The following is a 14,773-nucleotide window of genomic DNA, read 5'->3' on the forward strand; positions in this document are numbered from 1 at the left end:
AAACTATACATTTGCTTCACCAAAAAAATAAGAATGAATATTCCTGCAGAATTAAAGTATACCAAAGACCATGAATGGATCAGGATGGAAGGCGACGTAGCCATAATAGGAATTACCGATTTCGCCCAAGGTGAGCTGGGAGATATTGTTTACGTAGAAGTCGAAACCTTGGACGAAACTTTGAAACGTGAAGAGGTTTTCGGTACGGTCGAGGCTGTAAAGACGGTATCCGATCTTTTCGTGCCTTTAAGTGGTGAGATCATAGAATTCAACGAAGAACTTGAAGATGCGCCCGAAAATGTAAATACCGATCCATATGGAGCGGGATGGATGGTCAAGATAAAAGTGAGTGATCTTGCCGAAGTTGACGACCTTCTTTCCGCAGATGATTATAAATCACTTATAGGTGCTTAAAAAACGTAAGTTTACGATTGCGTTTTTAGGCTGGATGGTGTTCATTACGTTTTCATGCCTATATTCTTTTAACGAAGCCGGTGTATCTACCTTGGTGATTCCCCATGCCGACAAACTGGTCCATTTTACCTTTTATCTTGTGGCAACGGTTTTGGCTATACTATTTGTGCGTGAGATGACCAATGGTCACTTCCCACTTGTTAAAACACTATGGATAACCCTTATCGGGGCTATAATTTATGGTATAATTATTGAAGTATTACAGTACGCTCTTCCCGTCGATAGGGACGCCGATGTGTTTGATGCTCTGGCAAATAGTGCCGGAGCAATAATGGGATCGATACTGGCGAAATCGATTTTTTCAAACAAAAGGGGGTTAAAATGGAGCAATTAGTTGCTTTTTAAAGGAATATTTAATTAAATTAGCGAACATTAAAACAAAAGAATTATGGAACCTAAAAAGAACCCTAAAGCAGATGTAGGTCGCAACAGTGGTTTATATTTTGTTATAGGTTTAGCACTTACCATGGCTCTCGTATATGGGGCGCTGGAGTGGAAGACATATGACAAGACCAATGATTACGACATATCAATGAACGTAGACGATGATCTGGATGAAGAGGTTCCCATGACCGAACAGATCAAGACCCCGCCACCGCCACCGCCACCGGCAGCTCCTGAAATTATCGAGGTAGTAGAAGATGAAGAAGAGGTAGAGGAAACCGTGATTGAATCAACCGAGACTAGCCAGGAAGAGGAAATTATAGAGGTGGAGGATGTTGAGGTGGAAGAAGAGGTAGAAGATGTCGATGTGCCTTTTGCAGTTATCGAAGATGTGCCTATTTTTCCAGGCTGTGAAAACGAATCTGACAAAAGAGGATGTTTCCAATCTATGATGCAAAAACATATCGGAAAGAACTTCCGCTATCCTGAAATAGCCCAAGAAATGGGTATACAAGGTAGGGTTAGTGTTATGTTCACCATTCAGAAAGATGGCAGTATCGGAAATGTGAGAATGCGAGGACCTGATAAGAGTTTGGAAGCGGAGGCTGCCCGAATTATCAGTAAACTTCCGAAAATGACTCCGGGTAAGCAACGGGGTAGGCCGGTAAGGGTTCCATTTAGTATTCCGATTACTTTTAAACTACAGTAGTAGTTCTTCTTAAAAATTTAGGAAAAGCCTCCAGAGATGGGGGCTTTTTTTGTAGTTCTTGACCTTCCTTTCGCATCGCTTTTAGGGCTGTATAATACCGTACTAGCATAGTAAAGATTGCCCTTTTCAAGAATGGTATATAAAGATGTCCGATTCGTTGCAAAAACTACTAGTGTAGGCTATCTTTGCATTCCGAATAAAAGTGGAATGAAGACTGCGGTGAATACGGCAACAACCCCTAACTTGGCTCTGGCAATTGCCGATTTTAAAGAAATCACCAAGGCCAAATTGGCCGTTAGCGTAGTGTTTTCTTCAATCGCAGGATACCTTCTCGGTGCCACTACGATTGAAACAACTTCCCTGTTACTTCTAGCTTTTGGTGGTTACTGCATGGTCGGTGCCTCGAATGCCTATAATCAAATTATCGAGAAAGATTTGGATGGGTTAATGAAGCGGACCAAGAATCGACCGATTCCCTCGGGAAGAATGTCGGTCAATAGGGCATTGGTCATAGCTGTTTCGCTGACGGTAATGGGAGTGATAGCCCTCTATATTTTAAACCCTAAAACTGCCATGTTTGGGGCTATATCTATTTTCTTGTACACGAGTGTATATACCCCCTTGAAAACAAAAACACCCTTGGCCGTATTTGTAGGGGCGTTCCCAGGGGCGATTCCTTTTATGTTGGGTTGGGTGGCGGCCACTAATGATTTTGGAATAGAGCCAGGTACCCTGTTTATGATTCAGTTTTTTTGGCAGTTTCCCCATTTTTGGGCCCTAGGGTGGATGTTGGACGAGGATTACAAGCGGGGGGGCTTCAAAATGTTGCCCACCGGAAGAAAAGATGCGGGTACCGCTTTACAAATAATTATGTATACGATTTGGATGTTGGTTATCTCCGTTATTCCTGTATTTGGGATTACGGGAAGTTTGAAACTGTCCGTTCCTGCAGCCATCATTGTTTTCGTCATGGGAATGGTCATGTTGTTCTTTGCTTTTCGCCTTTATGAAAAGCGTGACAATGTGACCGCACGTAAGCTAATGTTGGCCAGTGTGAGCTACATTACTTTGATGCAAATCGTTTATGTGATTGACAAGTTTATTTAATGCTATGGATTTAACCCAGGGAACCGGAAAAGAAAAGAATGACAGAGCGAAGAAAATGATGCTTTGGTTCGGTATCGTGAGCCTTATTATGGGCTTTGCCGGATGGACGAGCGCCTATATCGTTAGTAGCAGCCGCGAAGATTGGATAAGCGATTTTAAGTTGCCACAGGCTTTTTTTATTAGTACGGCCATACTAATACTCAGCAGCATTACCTATATGCTGGCCAAAAAAGCTATTAAAAACGATAAGGCTAAGGTCGGAACAAATTGGCTTTGGGTTACGCTCGGTTTGGGTGTGACCTTTATAGTTTTTCAGTTTGTAGGCTTTTCCGAAATGGTTTCGAAAGGCTATTATTTTACTGGACCAACCAGTAATATCAGGTTGTCGTATATTTTTTTAATTGCGGCCGTTCATATCGTACACGTGGTTGCCGGGATAATTTCATTACTAGTGGTTCTGTTCAACCAAATTCGGGGGAAGTACGATTCCGACGAGTATTTAGGAGTGTCATTGGGAGCTACGTTTTGGCATTTTCTAGACATTTTGTGGGTATATTTGATAAGTTTTATGTACTTGGTTGGATAATTTATTTATTTAAAATGAGTTTTCATTACTTTTAGACTTTCGTGTAAGCATAGAAAACTTTAAATTTGCGCAAATTATAACCATACTTTACTTTTAAATTATATGGATTCTACGGTAGCAACTGAAGAAAACGTTTGGGGAGGAGGCAATAGACCTCTTGGTGCCAGTTATGGAAAACTCATGATGTGGTTTTTTCTGGTGTCGGATGCTCTTACCTTTTCGGGTTTTCTGGCCTCTTATGGCTTTTCTAGGTTTAAATTTATTGAGACTTGGCCTATAGCCGATGAGGTGTTCACGCACGTGCCTTTCTTTCATGGTAATTATCCCATGATTTATGTTGCTTTCATGACCTTTATACTTATAATGTCTTCAGTGACCATGGTTTTGGCCGTTGATGCGGGCCATAAAATGAAAAAGAACGCCGTCATTTGGTATATGTTCCTCACGATTATTGGGGGTGCTATCTTTGTAGGCTCTCAAGCTTGGGAATGGGCTACATTCATTAGTGGTGATTACGGGGCCGTTGAGACCAAGGGAGGAAGAATACTTCAATTCGTTAATGCAGAAACCGGTAAAAGGGCCGCTTTGGCCGATTTTGCCAAGACCATTCCCGATGAAAGAGTTGAGCATAATGAGCCAAACGGCGTATGGTTCGAAGCTGAACCTTATGTGCCCAGCTACAGTGTAAATGAAGTAATGGAAGGCCTCAAAGCCAATCCGAATATTGTAATTCGAACAGAGGCGATTCATCAAGAAGGGGAGCACGAAGGTCATAAAACGGTTTTGACCCGGGAACAATCCTTGGAAAAGATTAAAGAAAGTACAATGGTAGTCGAAGGTGCCAATCTGTATCGTAATGAATATGGAAGCAGATTGTTTGCTGATTTTTTCTTCTTTATAACCGGCTTCCATGGTTTTCACGTGTTTTCAGGAGTAGTGATCAATATCATCATATTTTTCAACGTTATTTTAGGTACTTATGAACGTAGGGGCCATTACGAAATGGTGGAGAAAGTGGGGTTATATTGGCACTTTGTAGATTTAGTCTGGGTATTCGTATTTACCTTTTTCTACCTGGTGTAAAATAAAATGTCGATTCAATTCAAAGAATTTTTAAGATAGAACTTGTTACAAACAATTAAGTAATGGCACACGGACACAAACTCGAAATTTTCAGAGGGCTCTTAAAGTTTAAGAGTAACACGCAAAAGATATGGGGCGTTCTGATTTTCTTGACCGTCGTAACGGCAATTGAAGTAGCCTTGGGTATTATTAAGCCACGAGCACTCACGCATTCTCATTTCTTGGGAATGAAGTTGCTCAACTGGATTTTCATTGCGCTTACTTTAGTAAAGGCCTATTATATAGCTTGGGATTTCATGCATCTACGTGACGAGAAAAGCTCACTAAGGCGTGCCATCGTTTGGACCCCTATTTTCTTGGTTGCCTATTTGGTTTTCATTCTTTTGTTCGAAGCTGACTATGTTTATAATGTGTATAGGGATGGCTTCGTAAAATGGGACTTTTAATTCAGAAGAAGTAATTAAATTAACAGCATACTAAGACGGTTTAACAACCGTCTTTTTTATTTTTGCAATGCGGTTTTAAAACCGTAAAATATTCGATTTCGGTTTAGTCCTCATAGATGAAAAAGACTTTGGTTTTAGTAGTGCTCTTCGTTTTGCCAATTGTGGCCTATCTTTTTTTCGCTTCAGGTGTAAATAATTTTGGCAAACTTCCTGTATTGACTGAAAACATTTTTGATGTAGCCGAATTCAGCAATAACTCTTCACTACGCGACAAGATAACCGTTCTCGGATTTTTAGGCAGTAACGTAGAGCAGAAGAAGGGGAATGCCTTCAATCTTAACCAAAAAATTTACAAGCGGTTCTATGAATTCAATGACTTTCAATTTGTGATGATTATACCTAAGGGTGTCGAAGATAAAATTGAAAGTTTAAAAAAGGAGCTTGGTGGCTTGGTCGATGTCGAAAAATGGAAGTTTATATATATGCCCGAAAATGAGATAAACACTTTTTTCTTAGGCTTAAAAACCGATTTGAAACTTGATGACAGTTATGGAACCCCTTATGTCTTTATTATTGATAAGGATTTAAGCCTAAGAGGTCGAACAGCGGATGAAGATGAAGGCATAAAATATGGGTATAACACTACTTCGGTAGCCGAGTTAAACAATAAAATGGAGGATGACGTAAAAATAATTTTAGCCGAATATCGATTGGCCCTTAAAAAGAACAATGCTGAACGGATAAAATAGCTCATCTATTTTTTATCAGTCTAGAGCGAAACAGTCATGAACTAAAGAGAATATGAACAGAAATAAATACACCTACATATGGGTATCACTGGTCGTACTGATATTTGGTATCATATTCATTCCTAGAATTGTCGACCGTATACAAGAAGGTACTATCGTACAAAATGACCGGATGAACGTGAAGAACAATTCCGACGAACTATCCTATGTCATGCTTAATGGGAAAAAGCGAAGAGTACCCGTTTTCGAGTTTATCGATCAAGACAGTTTATTGATTACGAATCAAGATTATAAAGGAAAAGTATTTGTAGTGGAGTTCTTCTTTACGAGCTGTCCTTCGATCTGCCCGGTAATGACGGAAAATTTAGTAGAGGTTCAAAATGAGTTCAAGGGACGTGACGATTTTGGTATCGCCTCTTTTTCAATTACACCTGAATATGACACGCCATCCGTATTGAAGGCGTACGCCGAAGAACACGGGATTGAAGATTTGGATTGGCATTTAATGACCGGAAAACAAGAGGAAATTTATCGTTTGGCCAACGAAGGCTTCAATATATTTGTGTCGGAGATGCCCGATGCGCCAGGTGGTTTTGAGCATTCGGGTCTTTTTGCCCTGGTGGATAAAAAAGGCTTCATACGATCGCGGGTCGATAAGTTTGGAAATCCGATCGTATATTACCGTGGTGCCATTACAGAATCTCAAGGAGAAAATGACCATGGGGAAGAGGAACAAATCTCCATTTTAAAAGAAGATATCAAAAAATTGTTGCAGGAATAATGGATAATACCGCTCTAAGGGAAAAAAAGTTCGATAAATGGATAACAGTAGCTTCTATATTGATACCTATCGTCGTAGCGGTACTGTTTGGGGTGAAGTTGCCTGGGGTTGAAAGGCTCGGTTTCCTTCCGCCCATATATGCAATCATTAATGGCCTGACGGCTATATTACTCTGCACTGCAGTAGTAGCCATTAAAAAAGGCAATCGAAAAACACATCAAACCTTGATGATCATAAATATTGGTTTATCCGTGTTGTTCCTTATTATGTACGTAGCATACCATATGACCTCCGAATCAACAACCTATGGAGGAGAAGGAGCAATGAAATACTTTTATTATTTTATTCTCATTTCGCATATAATACTATCAATTGCTATTATCCCCTTAGTTTTGAAAACATATTCATTTGCTTATTTGGGTAAATTTCAGCGACACCGCCAATGGGCCAAGATTACCTTTCCAATATGGCTTTATGTGGCCGTAACGGGGGTTGTGGTCTATTTGATGATTTCCCCCTACTATTCAAATTAAATGGATTGGTTTTAACGATTTACCCGTTCAATGCTAAAGGCTATGAAAAGATTGTTATTACTGTTGCTTGTAATCGTCGCCCTATTTTTTCCGCAAGATATGGGGGCGCAATGTGCCATGTGCCGAGCCGTGCTTGAAAGCGAGGGGAACGTTGATGCCGCAGAAGGGGTGAACAATGGAATTGTATACCTTATGGCGATACCTTATGTATTGGTGGGTTTCCTTTTCTATTTCATTTATAGAATGATGCGACCAAAAAAGATCGGATAGTTCGATTTTACAGCTAGAATTTAGGCTAAGCCTCCTATCGATTCAATTTCAAACTGTATACAGTTCTTCTTTTTAAGTACTGGACAAGTAACGGGGTTTCCATAAAGGCAAGTAGAGAAAAAAGGGCTTCAAATACAAAAAAACTATAGCGACGAAGGCTCTTTAAAAGCATATTTCCGCTAGGGTAAGGTTATTTAACAGAAAATTTAGAGAGAATCTTGTAACATTTCAGCAACTTACAAGTCTTATTACAGCGAGACCTGAAAGTGTAACTAACAAGACCAACATGATTGAAATCAAAGACCTTCACAAGTCCTATCAAATGGGGAGCAATAGTCTTCACGTTTTGAAGGGACTGAATTTTAGTATAGATGAAGGGGAACTTGTGGCAATTATGGGTTCTTCAGGTTCTGGAAAATCTACCTTGCTCAATATTTTAGGAATGTTGGATGAGGCCGATACCGGTGAATATACGTTAGATGGCGTTCCCATTAAAAACTTAAACGAAACCAAGGCCGCCAAATACCGAAATAAATTTTTAGGTTTTGTATTCCAGTCCTTTAATCTAATCAATTATAAGACTGCCATGGAAAATGTGGCACTTCCCTTATATTATCAGAGAGTCGCTAGAAAGGAGCGTGAAGAAAAAGCCTTAAAATATTTACAACAGGTAGGCCTCAAAGAATGGGCGACACATTTACCCAGCGAACTTTCAGGAGGACAAAAGCAACGTGTTGCCATAGCAAGGGCCATGGCTGCCGAACCCAAAGTGCTTTTGGCCGACGAGCCAACAGGTGCTTTAGACAGTAAAACCTCTTATGAGGTAATGGATCTTATCCAAAAGATTAACGATCAAGGCAATACCATTTTGGTGGTTACCCATGAGGAAGACATTGCACATATGTGCAAAAGAATCGTTCATTTAAAGGATGGTGTTATTGTAGAGGATAAGAAGGTTGAACAGGTAAGGGCATCTCAATATGTTTAGCAGGGACAACTGGAAAGAGATTTTCGAGACCATACAAAAGAATAAACTCAGAACATTTCTATCTGGGTTTACCGTTGCGTTGGGTATTCTCATTTTTGTGGTGCTTTTTGGTTTTGGAAACGGCCTCATCAATACTTTTGATGATTTTTTCGGAGATGATGCTACCAATGTGTTTTACGTTTTTACAGGTAGAACCACCATGCCCTACAAGGGATATAAAGCCAATCGAACCATTGAATTTGATAATTCCGATTTGGAGGATATTAAAAAAAATTTCCCCCTGTTCCTTGAATATATTACACCCAGAATTACAAGACAAGATACGGTCAAATATAAAAATGAATCGAATACCTATCCAATTTGGGGAGTAGGCCCGGCACATCAGTTTAGTGAAATGAACATTATGATGAAAGGCCGTTATCTTAATGTCGAAGATATTAAGAACAAGACAAAGAATGCTGTGGTAGGGAGGTTAGTGGAGAAAGATCTCTTCGGGGCGCAGAACGCCTTAGGTAAGTATATCGATGTCGGGGGAAGTATGTTTAAGGTAATCGGTGTTTTTCAAGATGACGGAGGCGACAGGGAAGAGCGCAATATTGTCATCCCATATACTACCCAGCAGCTTATTGAAAAAAATACCGACAAGATAGATGCCATGGTCATAGGGTTCAAGCCGGAAATAGGCTACGCCGGGGCCATGGGCTTCGAAAAGAGCTTAGACGAGTTCATAAGATCTAAGAAGTACATCAGCCCCCAAGATCAAAACGGCATTTTCATAAGAAACGTAGCGGATCAGTTAAAACAGAATCAGCAATTTGCAAGGGTCTTACAAATCATAGTGGCATTCGTTGCCTTCGGGACCATTATAGCCGGTATTATAGGTATCAGCAATATCATGGTTTTCGTAGTCAAAGAGCGCACCAAGGAACTGGGCATAAGAAAGGCCTTGGGCGCAACCCCGAAAACGGTTATTGGCACTATCTTACTGGAGTCCGTTTTTATTACGACAATTTCGGGCTTTGCAGGCATGTTGATCGGAATTGCAATTTTAAGTTCCATGGGCGAAAAACTTGAAGATTTTTTTATTACGAACCCTTATATCGATATAAGAATGGCGGTTATAGCAACAATCGTATTGATAATTTTCGGTGCGATTGCCGGTTACGTACCTGCGAGACGTGCTGCCCGAATAAAACCAATTGTAGCGTTAAGAGACGAATAGTATGAGGTTCATTTTTGACAAAAATACCTGGCAAGAAATTTTCGGTTCGATAAGCAAGAACAAGGTGCGCACAGTAATTACCGTGGTCGGCGTACTATGGGGAATTTTCATTTATATAGCCTTGTCGGGGGCGGCTAAGGGCATGGATAATGGGTTTGAAAGCATTTTCGAGACAATTGCCAAGAACAGCATGTTCGTATGGTCCCAAAGTACGAGTATGCCCTATGCCGGATACAAAACCGGTAGACAGATTCAATTGAAATTGAGTGATGCCGAGATGATGGAAAATCGAATACCGGAATTGCAGTATATAGCTCCTAGAAATGTAAAGGGCTTTTTCGGATCTTCGCCTCCTATTATTGGTCGAAAGAACAAGACAGGTAGCTATCCTTTATTTGGCGATTTTCCGGCCTTTACAAAAATAGCTCCTAAGAAAATATATGATGGAGGACGTTTTATAAACGACGAAGATATTGCTGAGGCTCGAAAAGTGGCCGTTATAGGGGAACGTACACAAAAAGAATTATTCGATAAAGAGGAAAACCCGATTGGAGGCTATTTGAAAATCGATGATGTTTATTTTCAGGTAGTAGGAGTTCATAAATTCGATCAAAGTGGTGGCTTTGGTGGCGACGGTGATATTTTTATTCCTTTTACCACTTTTCGAAAATTATATAATACCGGAGACAATGTAGGTTGGTTCTCTATTGCGGCTTATGACGATGTAGACGTGGTAAAGGTTGAAGAGAACATCAAAAACTTACTCAAGAACCTTCATCAGGTACACCCTGACGACGATAGGGCATTCGGCTCCTTTAATCTAGGGGAGCAGTTCAACAAGATAAAGGGCTTCGCCAATGGAATCACTTTTCTATCACTAGTTGTTGGTATTGCCACTATTTTGGCCGGAGTAATCGGTATCGGAAATATCCTGTTGATTTCAGTAAAAGAACGTACCAAAGAACTAGGAGTACGCAGGGCTTTGGGAGCCACACCGGCAGAAGTGCGAAACCAAATCATATTAGAATCCGTTTTCTTGACTATGATTGCCGGGGTCATGGGAATTATATTAGGCGCTGCGACTTTATCCCTCATCAATAAAATGACCGAGAATATTGATTTTCCATATACAAATCCAACTGTGCCCATACCTTATGTTATAGGTGCCTTGGTCATCATGGTAGTGCTGGGAACCTTGATAGGTCTCATACCAGCCCAAAGAGCCGTGAGCATTAAGCCTATTGACGCCTTAAGGGAAGAATAAAATTTTTTGTAACAAAATTCAAAACAACTGAACCTATAGACAATAAATATACACCGAACAAATGAACAAAATAGTAAAATACATCCTTATTGGGCTGTTAGTGCTAGGGGCACTTTGGGCAGCCGTTTTCTTTATTAAATCGAATAGTAAAGAGGCAGTGACCTATGAAACACAAAAACCGTTTATATCCAGTATCGAAAAGAAAACCGTAGCGACGGGAACGGTAGTTCCCGAAGATGAAATCGATATAAAACCACAAATTTCTGGAATTATCGATAAAATCTATTTAGAAGAGGGGCAAAAGGTAGCCTCGGGCGATTTAATTGCTACGATTAAGGTCGTTCCTAATGAACAAGCGTTGAACCAAGCCAGTGGTAGGGTTAAAAACGCAGAATTGGCGCTCAACAATACGAAAATCGAATACGATCGCAATAAGACTCTTTTTGATAAAGGCGTAATTTCGAGTCAAGATTTCAATGCGCTTCAATTGCAGTATGATCAAGCCCAGCAAGAATTGGCAAATGCCAAGGCCGATTACCAAATCATTAGAAGGGGTTCTGCAGGAGGGTCTACAAGTGCCAATACGAATATCAGGGCGACGGTCACTGGTACGATTTTGGAGATTCCGGTGGAAGAAGGAGATCAAGTAATTCAAAGTAACAACTTTAACGACGGAACTACAATTGCTACAATTGCCGACTTGGGCAAAATGATTTTTGAAGGAAAGGTCGATGAAGGGGAAGTGGCTAAATTAGAAGTGGGCACTCCCTTGAAAATAAGTCTTGGTGCCGTAGAGGGCAAAGAATTGGATGCCAAACTAAGGTTTATCGCACCTAAAGGTATCGAAGAAACCGGTGCCGTACAGTTCAAGATCGAAGGTGATGTTGAAGTCAGCGAAGACATATTTATTCGGGCAGGTTATAGTGCTAACGCCTCTTTGGTGCTCGAAAAGAAAGATGACATTTTAGTTATACCTGAGGCCTTGTTACAGTTCGATAATAAAACCGACAAGCCTTATGTTGAAGTCGCTACAGGAGACCAACAGTTTGAGCGAAAGGATGTAGAAATAGGTATTTCCGATGGCGTAAACGTTGAAATCGTCTCCGGGCTCACCGAGGCCGATGAGGTTAAGGTATGGAACAAGACAGAGCCTATAAAAAGAGGCGAAGAGGACGAAGAAGCTGAAGGGTAATAATCATCAATCATAACCAAACAGTCAAAAAATGAATTTTAAGATAACTGCATTCTTGCTTGTATTTTCTATGGGAATCGTCTCGGCCCAACAAAAAAAATGGACACTCCTAGAGGTTGTCGAGTATGCCGTCGAAAATAATCTTACCATAGAGCAATTCGAACTTGATTTGCAGAATGCACAGATAGATAAATCGGATGCCATAGGTGGATTTTTACCCAATTTGAACGGATCGGTGAGTACCTCCGGGAATACTGGACTTTCTTTCGACCCTACCACTCAAGAGCCGGTAACAACGACAATTTTGACCGCCAACGGTGGACTGACCTCCTCTTTGACGCTTTTTGATGGACTCAGGAATATTCATCGGTTGAACAGGGCTAAACTGAATGCTTTGGCAAATCAATACCGTTTGGATAATTTGAAAGATGACATTCGGTTAAGTGTCGCCAATGCGTACTTACAAATCGTATCTAATAAAGAGACCCTTAAGGTTCTCGAAGCTCAATATGAGGTTACGTCCCAAGACCTTAAACGAACGGAAGAACTAATCAGCGCGGGTGTGTTACCGGAGGGGGATTTGCTAGAAATAGAGGCTACGGCTGCCAATTTGGAACAGCAAATCGTAAATACGGAAAACCAAGTGCTTATTTCGAGAATAAGCCTTGCTCAATTATTGCAGATTACCGATTACGAAAATTTTGATGTGGTAGAACCTGATTATGAGGTGCCCCCATCTGATGTGCTGAACTATACGCCAAAGGAAATTTTCGCAAAAGCCTTAACCTTTAGAAACGATATCAAATTTTCCCAATCCAATATCGATTTGGCTATAAAAGATCTTGAAATCGCTAAGGGAGCTTTATATCCTACATTAGGTGCATTTTTTAACTATAATACCCGATATTCCGATCAAAAACGGTTCGATAACATCACAGGCGAACTCTACGCCGAAAGTTTTGGAAATCAATTATGGATGAACGATGGTATCTCTTATGGCGCACAATTGAGCATCCCTATTTTCAACGGCTTTGGAGTAAGAAATAATATTGCACGTTCGAAAATTGGGGTGGCAAAAGCAGAGCTTCAATTCGAGCAAGATAAACTCGATTTGGAAACTAGTATAAATCAGGCCTATGTCGATGTAAAAAGCTTTGCAAAGGCCTACGAAGCGGCACGCAAAACACTTGATGCCAGACGTCTGGCCTATGATTATTCTAGAGCGCGCTACGAAGTAGGTCTTCTGAACGCTTTCGATTTCAGTCAGGCGCAAGCCAGGGTCGATAATGCAGAGGCCGAACTTATCAGAACCAAGTATGATTATTTATTCAGGCTCAAAGTATTGGAGTTTTATTTTGGGTTGCCTATTAAATTAGACTAGTTTTCAAAAGTGTATCGTCACCCGTATTCGATCTGCGGATATATTTTGCTTTTAAAATATAGAGTCTATTTTTGCTTAGCATGCCGGTAATACTAAATTTAGAGACTGCAACTACCAACTGCTCTGTGAGCATTGCTCGTAATGGGCGAGTTATTGCACTTAAAGAGCACGATACACCCAATTATTCCCATTCCGAACAACTTCATGTGTTTATAGAAGAAGTTGTAGAGGATGCTCGCTTGGCCTTTTCCGATTTAGATGCTATAGCAGTTAGTAAGGGTCCCGGTTCCTATACTGGTCTTCGTATTGGAGTATCTGCGGCAAAGGGTCTTTGTTTCTCTTTGGATATTCCTTTGATCTCCGTCTCCACCCTGCACAGTATGGCCTATCAAATAGTAGCTGAGGAGTTCGATTTTATAATTCCACTACTCGATGCCAGACGTATGGAGGTGTATGCTGCCGTATTTGATAGACAGTACCGTCAAGTAAGGGAGACACGAGCGGAAATAATTGAAGAGGGTTCCTTCGAGGTCTATTCCGAGCAGGGCAAAGTTGCATTAATCGGCAGTGGGGCCGAAAAATGTAAGGAGGTACTCAAAGCGAATTCGATCAGCTACAATTCTTCGATAGTGCCTTCTGCAAAGGAGATGTCACCGATATCATATACGAAGTTCGAAGCAGGAGATTTTGAAAGTGTAGCCTACTTCGAACCGTATTACTTGAAAGATTTTATACTTCAGAAAAAAAACAGTTAAGCTTTTACAAGTTCACCTTTTACGTGAATATCGCGCTGGGGAAATGGAATCTCTATTTCAGCCTCGTCAAATCGTTTCTTGGTTTCCTCGATGACATGAAAATGGGCGCCCCAGAAAACACTATTCTCCGCCCAAAATCGAAGCGTTAGATTTACAGAACTGTCGCCCAGTCCATCAACATAAACCTCTGGTTTTGGATCTTTTAGTATATTTTCGTTGTCCGCACAAATTTGTAACAGAATATCTTTGGCCGCTTTAATATTGGACCCATATCCGATGCCTATAACGATTTTGTCCCTTCTTGTGGGCAGGGTGTTATAGTTCACAATGTTGTTATTGGATAGTTGTCCGTTAGGGATGATGGCCACTTGGTTGCCAAACGTCGTCAGTTTGGTGTAAAAAATGGTGATTTCCTTTACCGATCCATCCAGACCTTGAGCGGAAATCCAGTCACCGACTTTGAAAGGTTTGAATAGTAAAATAAGCACTCCACCTGCAAAATTTGCGAGGGACCCTTGTAATGCAAGTCCAATGGCCAAACCTGCAGCACCAATCATGGCTACTAGCGAAGAAGATTGAACTCCTAGTTGGGTAACCACTAAAACAAAAAGTACAATTTTAAGGGCGATGCTGATAAAGCTTTGTAAAAAACTTTCAAGGGCTAGATCATAATCCTTGTGCTGAAAAAACTTACGGACCATTTTGTTAAGGAACTTGATGATATAAAGCCCTAAGACGAGCATTATAATGGCCAAAACTAGATTGGGCAGTATTTTCCAGGCAAAGTCTATAGCTTTGTCAATGTGTTCTTGATAATTAGAAAATTTTTCCATTTGGTGTTTAGATTTA

Annotated in this window: 18 protein-coding genes; 17 read left to right on the plus strand and 1 reads right to left on the minus strand. The window is 40.6% G+C overall.

The window, feature by feature from the left end; all coding sequences use genetic code 11:
* The first annotated feature begins 33 nt into the window (after positions 1 to 33).
* The 17 genes from gcvH to tsaB all read left to right on the plus strand — a co-directional run bounded on the left by gcvH (position 34) and on the right by tsaB (position 13,924).
* Positions 34 to 414, plus strand: a complete 381-nt coding sequence (gcvH, locus tag F2B13_RS15690) for a glycine cleavage system protein GcvH (RefSeq protein WP_149276734.1) — start codon at positions 34 to 36, stop codon at positions 412 to 414.
* Positions 407 to 808: a VanZ family protein gene (locus tag F2B13_RS15695; RefSeq protein WP_149276735.1), complete on the plus strand. Its 402-nt coding sequence runs from the start codon at positions 407 to 409 to the stop codon at positions 806 to 808. The genes gcvH and F2B13_RS15695 overlap by 8 nt, the downstream gene beginning before the upstream one ends.
* Positions 809 to 862: 54 nt before the next feature.
* Positions 863 to 1,567: an energy transducer TonB gene (locus F2B13_RS15700; RefSeq protein ID WP_149276736.1), complete on the plus strand. Its 705-nt coding sequence runs from the start codon at positions 863 to 865 to the stop codon at positions 1,565 to 1,567.
* Positions 1,568 to 1,774: 207 nt separating this feature from the next.
* A complete protein-coding gene (gene cyoE, locus F2B13_RS15705) occupies positions 1,775 to 2,674 on the plus strand; it encodes a heme o synthase (protein ID WP_149276737.1) in 900 nt (299 codons plus the stop codon).
* Between the two features lie 4 nt (positions 2,675 to 2,678).
* On the plus strand, positions 2,679 to 3,260 hold the full coding sequence (locus tag F2B13_RS15710; RefSeq protein WP_149276738.1) for a cytochrome c oxidase subunit 3: 582 nt from the start codon (positions 2,679 to 2,681) through the stop codon (positions 3,258 to 3,260).
* Positions 3,261 to 3,362: 102 nt separating this feature from the next.
* Positions 3,363 to 4,343: a cytochrome c oxidase subunit 3 gene (locus F2B13_RS15715; RefSeq protein WP_149276739.1), complete on the plus strand. Its 981-nt coding sequence runs from the start codon at positions 3,363 to 3,365 to the stop codon at positions 4,341 to 4,343.
* 62 nt (positions 4,344 to 4,405) lie between these two features.
* The gene (locus F2B13_RS15720) at positions 4,406 to 4,789 is read left to right on the plus strand and encodes a cytochrome C oxidase subunit IV family protein (RefSeq protein WP_149276740.1); all 384 of its coding nucleotides are present in this window, start codon (positions 4,406 to 4,408) and stop codon (positions 4,787 to 4,789) included.
* Positions 4,790 to 4,905: 116 nt separating this feature from the next.
* Positions 4,906 to 5,538: a hypothetical protein gene (locus F2B13_RS15725; protein ID WP_149276741.1), complete on the plus strand. Its 633-nt coding sequence runs from the start codon at positions 4,906 to 4,908 to the stop codon at positions 5,536 to 5,538.
* Between the two features lie 52 nt (positions 5,539 to 5,590).
* Complete coding sequence (locus F2B13_RS15730) at positions 5,591 to 6,319, plus strand: SCO family protein (protein WP_149276742.1); 729 nt, start codon at positions 5,591 to 5,593, stop codon at positions 6,317 to 6,319.
* On the plus strand, positions 6,319 to 6,852 hold the full coding sequence (locus tag F2B13_RS15735; RefSeq protein ID WP_149276743.1) for a DUF420 domain-containing protein: 534 nt from the start codon (positions 6,319 to 6,321) through the stop codon (positions 6,850 to 6,852). Before F2B13_RS15730 ends, F2B13_RS15735 begins: the two co-directional genes overlap by 1 nt.
* 42 nt (positions 6,853 to 6,894) lie before the next feature.
* A complete protein-coding gene (locus F2B13_RS15740; RefSeq protein WP_149276744.1) occupies positions 6,895 to 7,122 on the plus strand; it encodes a hypothetical protein in 228 nt (75 codons plus the stop codon).
* Positions 7,123 to 7,408: 286 nt separating this feature from the next.
* Positions 7,409 to 8,110 carry an ABC transporter ATP-binding protein gene (locus F2B13_RS15745; protein ID WP_149276745.1) on the plus strand — a complete coding sequence of 234 codons (702 nt, stop codon included), beginning with the start codon at positions 7,409 to 7,411 and terminating at the stop codon, positions 8,108 to 8,110.
* Positions 8,103 to 9,332: an ABC transporter permease gene (locus F2B13_RS15750; RefSeq protein ID WP_149276746.1), complete on the plus strand. Its 1,230-nt coding sequence runs from the start codon at positions 8,103 to 8,105 to the stop codon at positions 9,330 to 9,332. Before F2B13_RS15745 ends, F2B13_RS15750 begins: the two co-directional genes overlap by 8 nt.
* A gap of 1 nt (position 9,333) precedes the next feature.
* Entirely contained in the window at positions 9,334 to 10,596 is a 1,263-nt protein-coding gene (locus F2B13_RS15755; RefSeq protein ID WP_149276747.1) for an ABC transporter permease, read from the plus strand.
* A 61-nt stretch (positions 10,597 to 10,657) separates the two neighbouring features.
* The gene (locus F2B13_RS15760) at positions 10,658 to 11,788 is read left to right on the plus strand and encodes an efflux RND transporter periplasmic adaptor subunit (protein WP_149304632.1); all 1,131 of its coding nucleotides are present in this window, start codon (positions 10,658 to 10,660) and stop codon (positions 11,786 to 11,788) included.
* Positions 11,789 to 11,819: 31 nt separating this feature from the next.
* Entirely contained in the window at positions 11,820 to 13,169 is a 1,350-nt protein-coding gene (locus F2B13_RS15765) for a TolC family protein (protein WP_149276749.1), read from the plus strand.
* Between the two features lie 80 nt (positions 13,170 to 13,249).
* The gene (gene tsaB, locus F2B13_RS15770) at positions 13,250 to 13,924 is read left to right on the plus strand and encodes a tRNA (adenosine(37)-N6)-threonylcarbamoyltransferase complex dimerization subunit type 1 TsaB (protein ID WP_149276750.1); all 675 of its coding nucleotides are present in this window, start codon (positions 13,250 to 13,252) and stop codon (positions 13,922 to 13,924) included.
* Here the strand turns inward: tsaB and F2B13_RS15775 are convergent.
* Positions 13,921 to 14,757, minus strand: a complete 837-nt coding sequence (locus F2B13_RS15775) for a mechanosensitive ion channel family protein (RefSeq protein WP_149276751.1) — start codon at positions 14,755 to 14,757, stop codon at positions 13,921 to 13,923. The genes tsaB and F2B13_RS15775 overlap by 4 nt on opposite strands.
* Positions 14,758 to 14,773: the final 16 nt, after the last annotated feature.

This window comes from Pareuzebyella sediminis (genome assembly GCF_008367235.1).
Classification (GTDB): domain Bacteria; phylum Bacteroidota; class Bacteroidia; order Flavobacteriales; family Flavobacteriaceae; genus Pareuzebyella; species Pareuzebyella sediminis.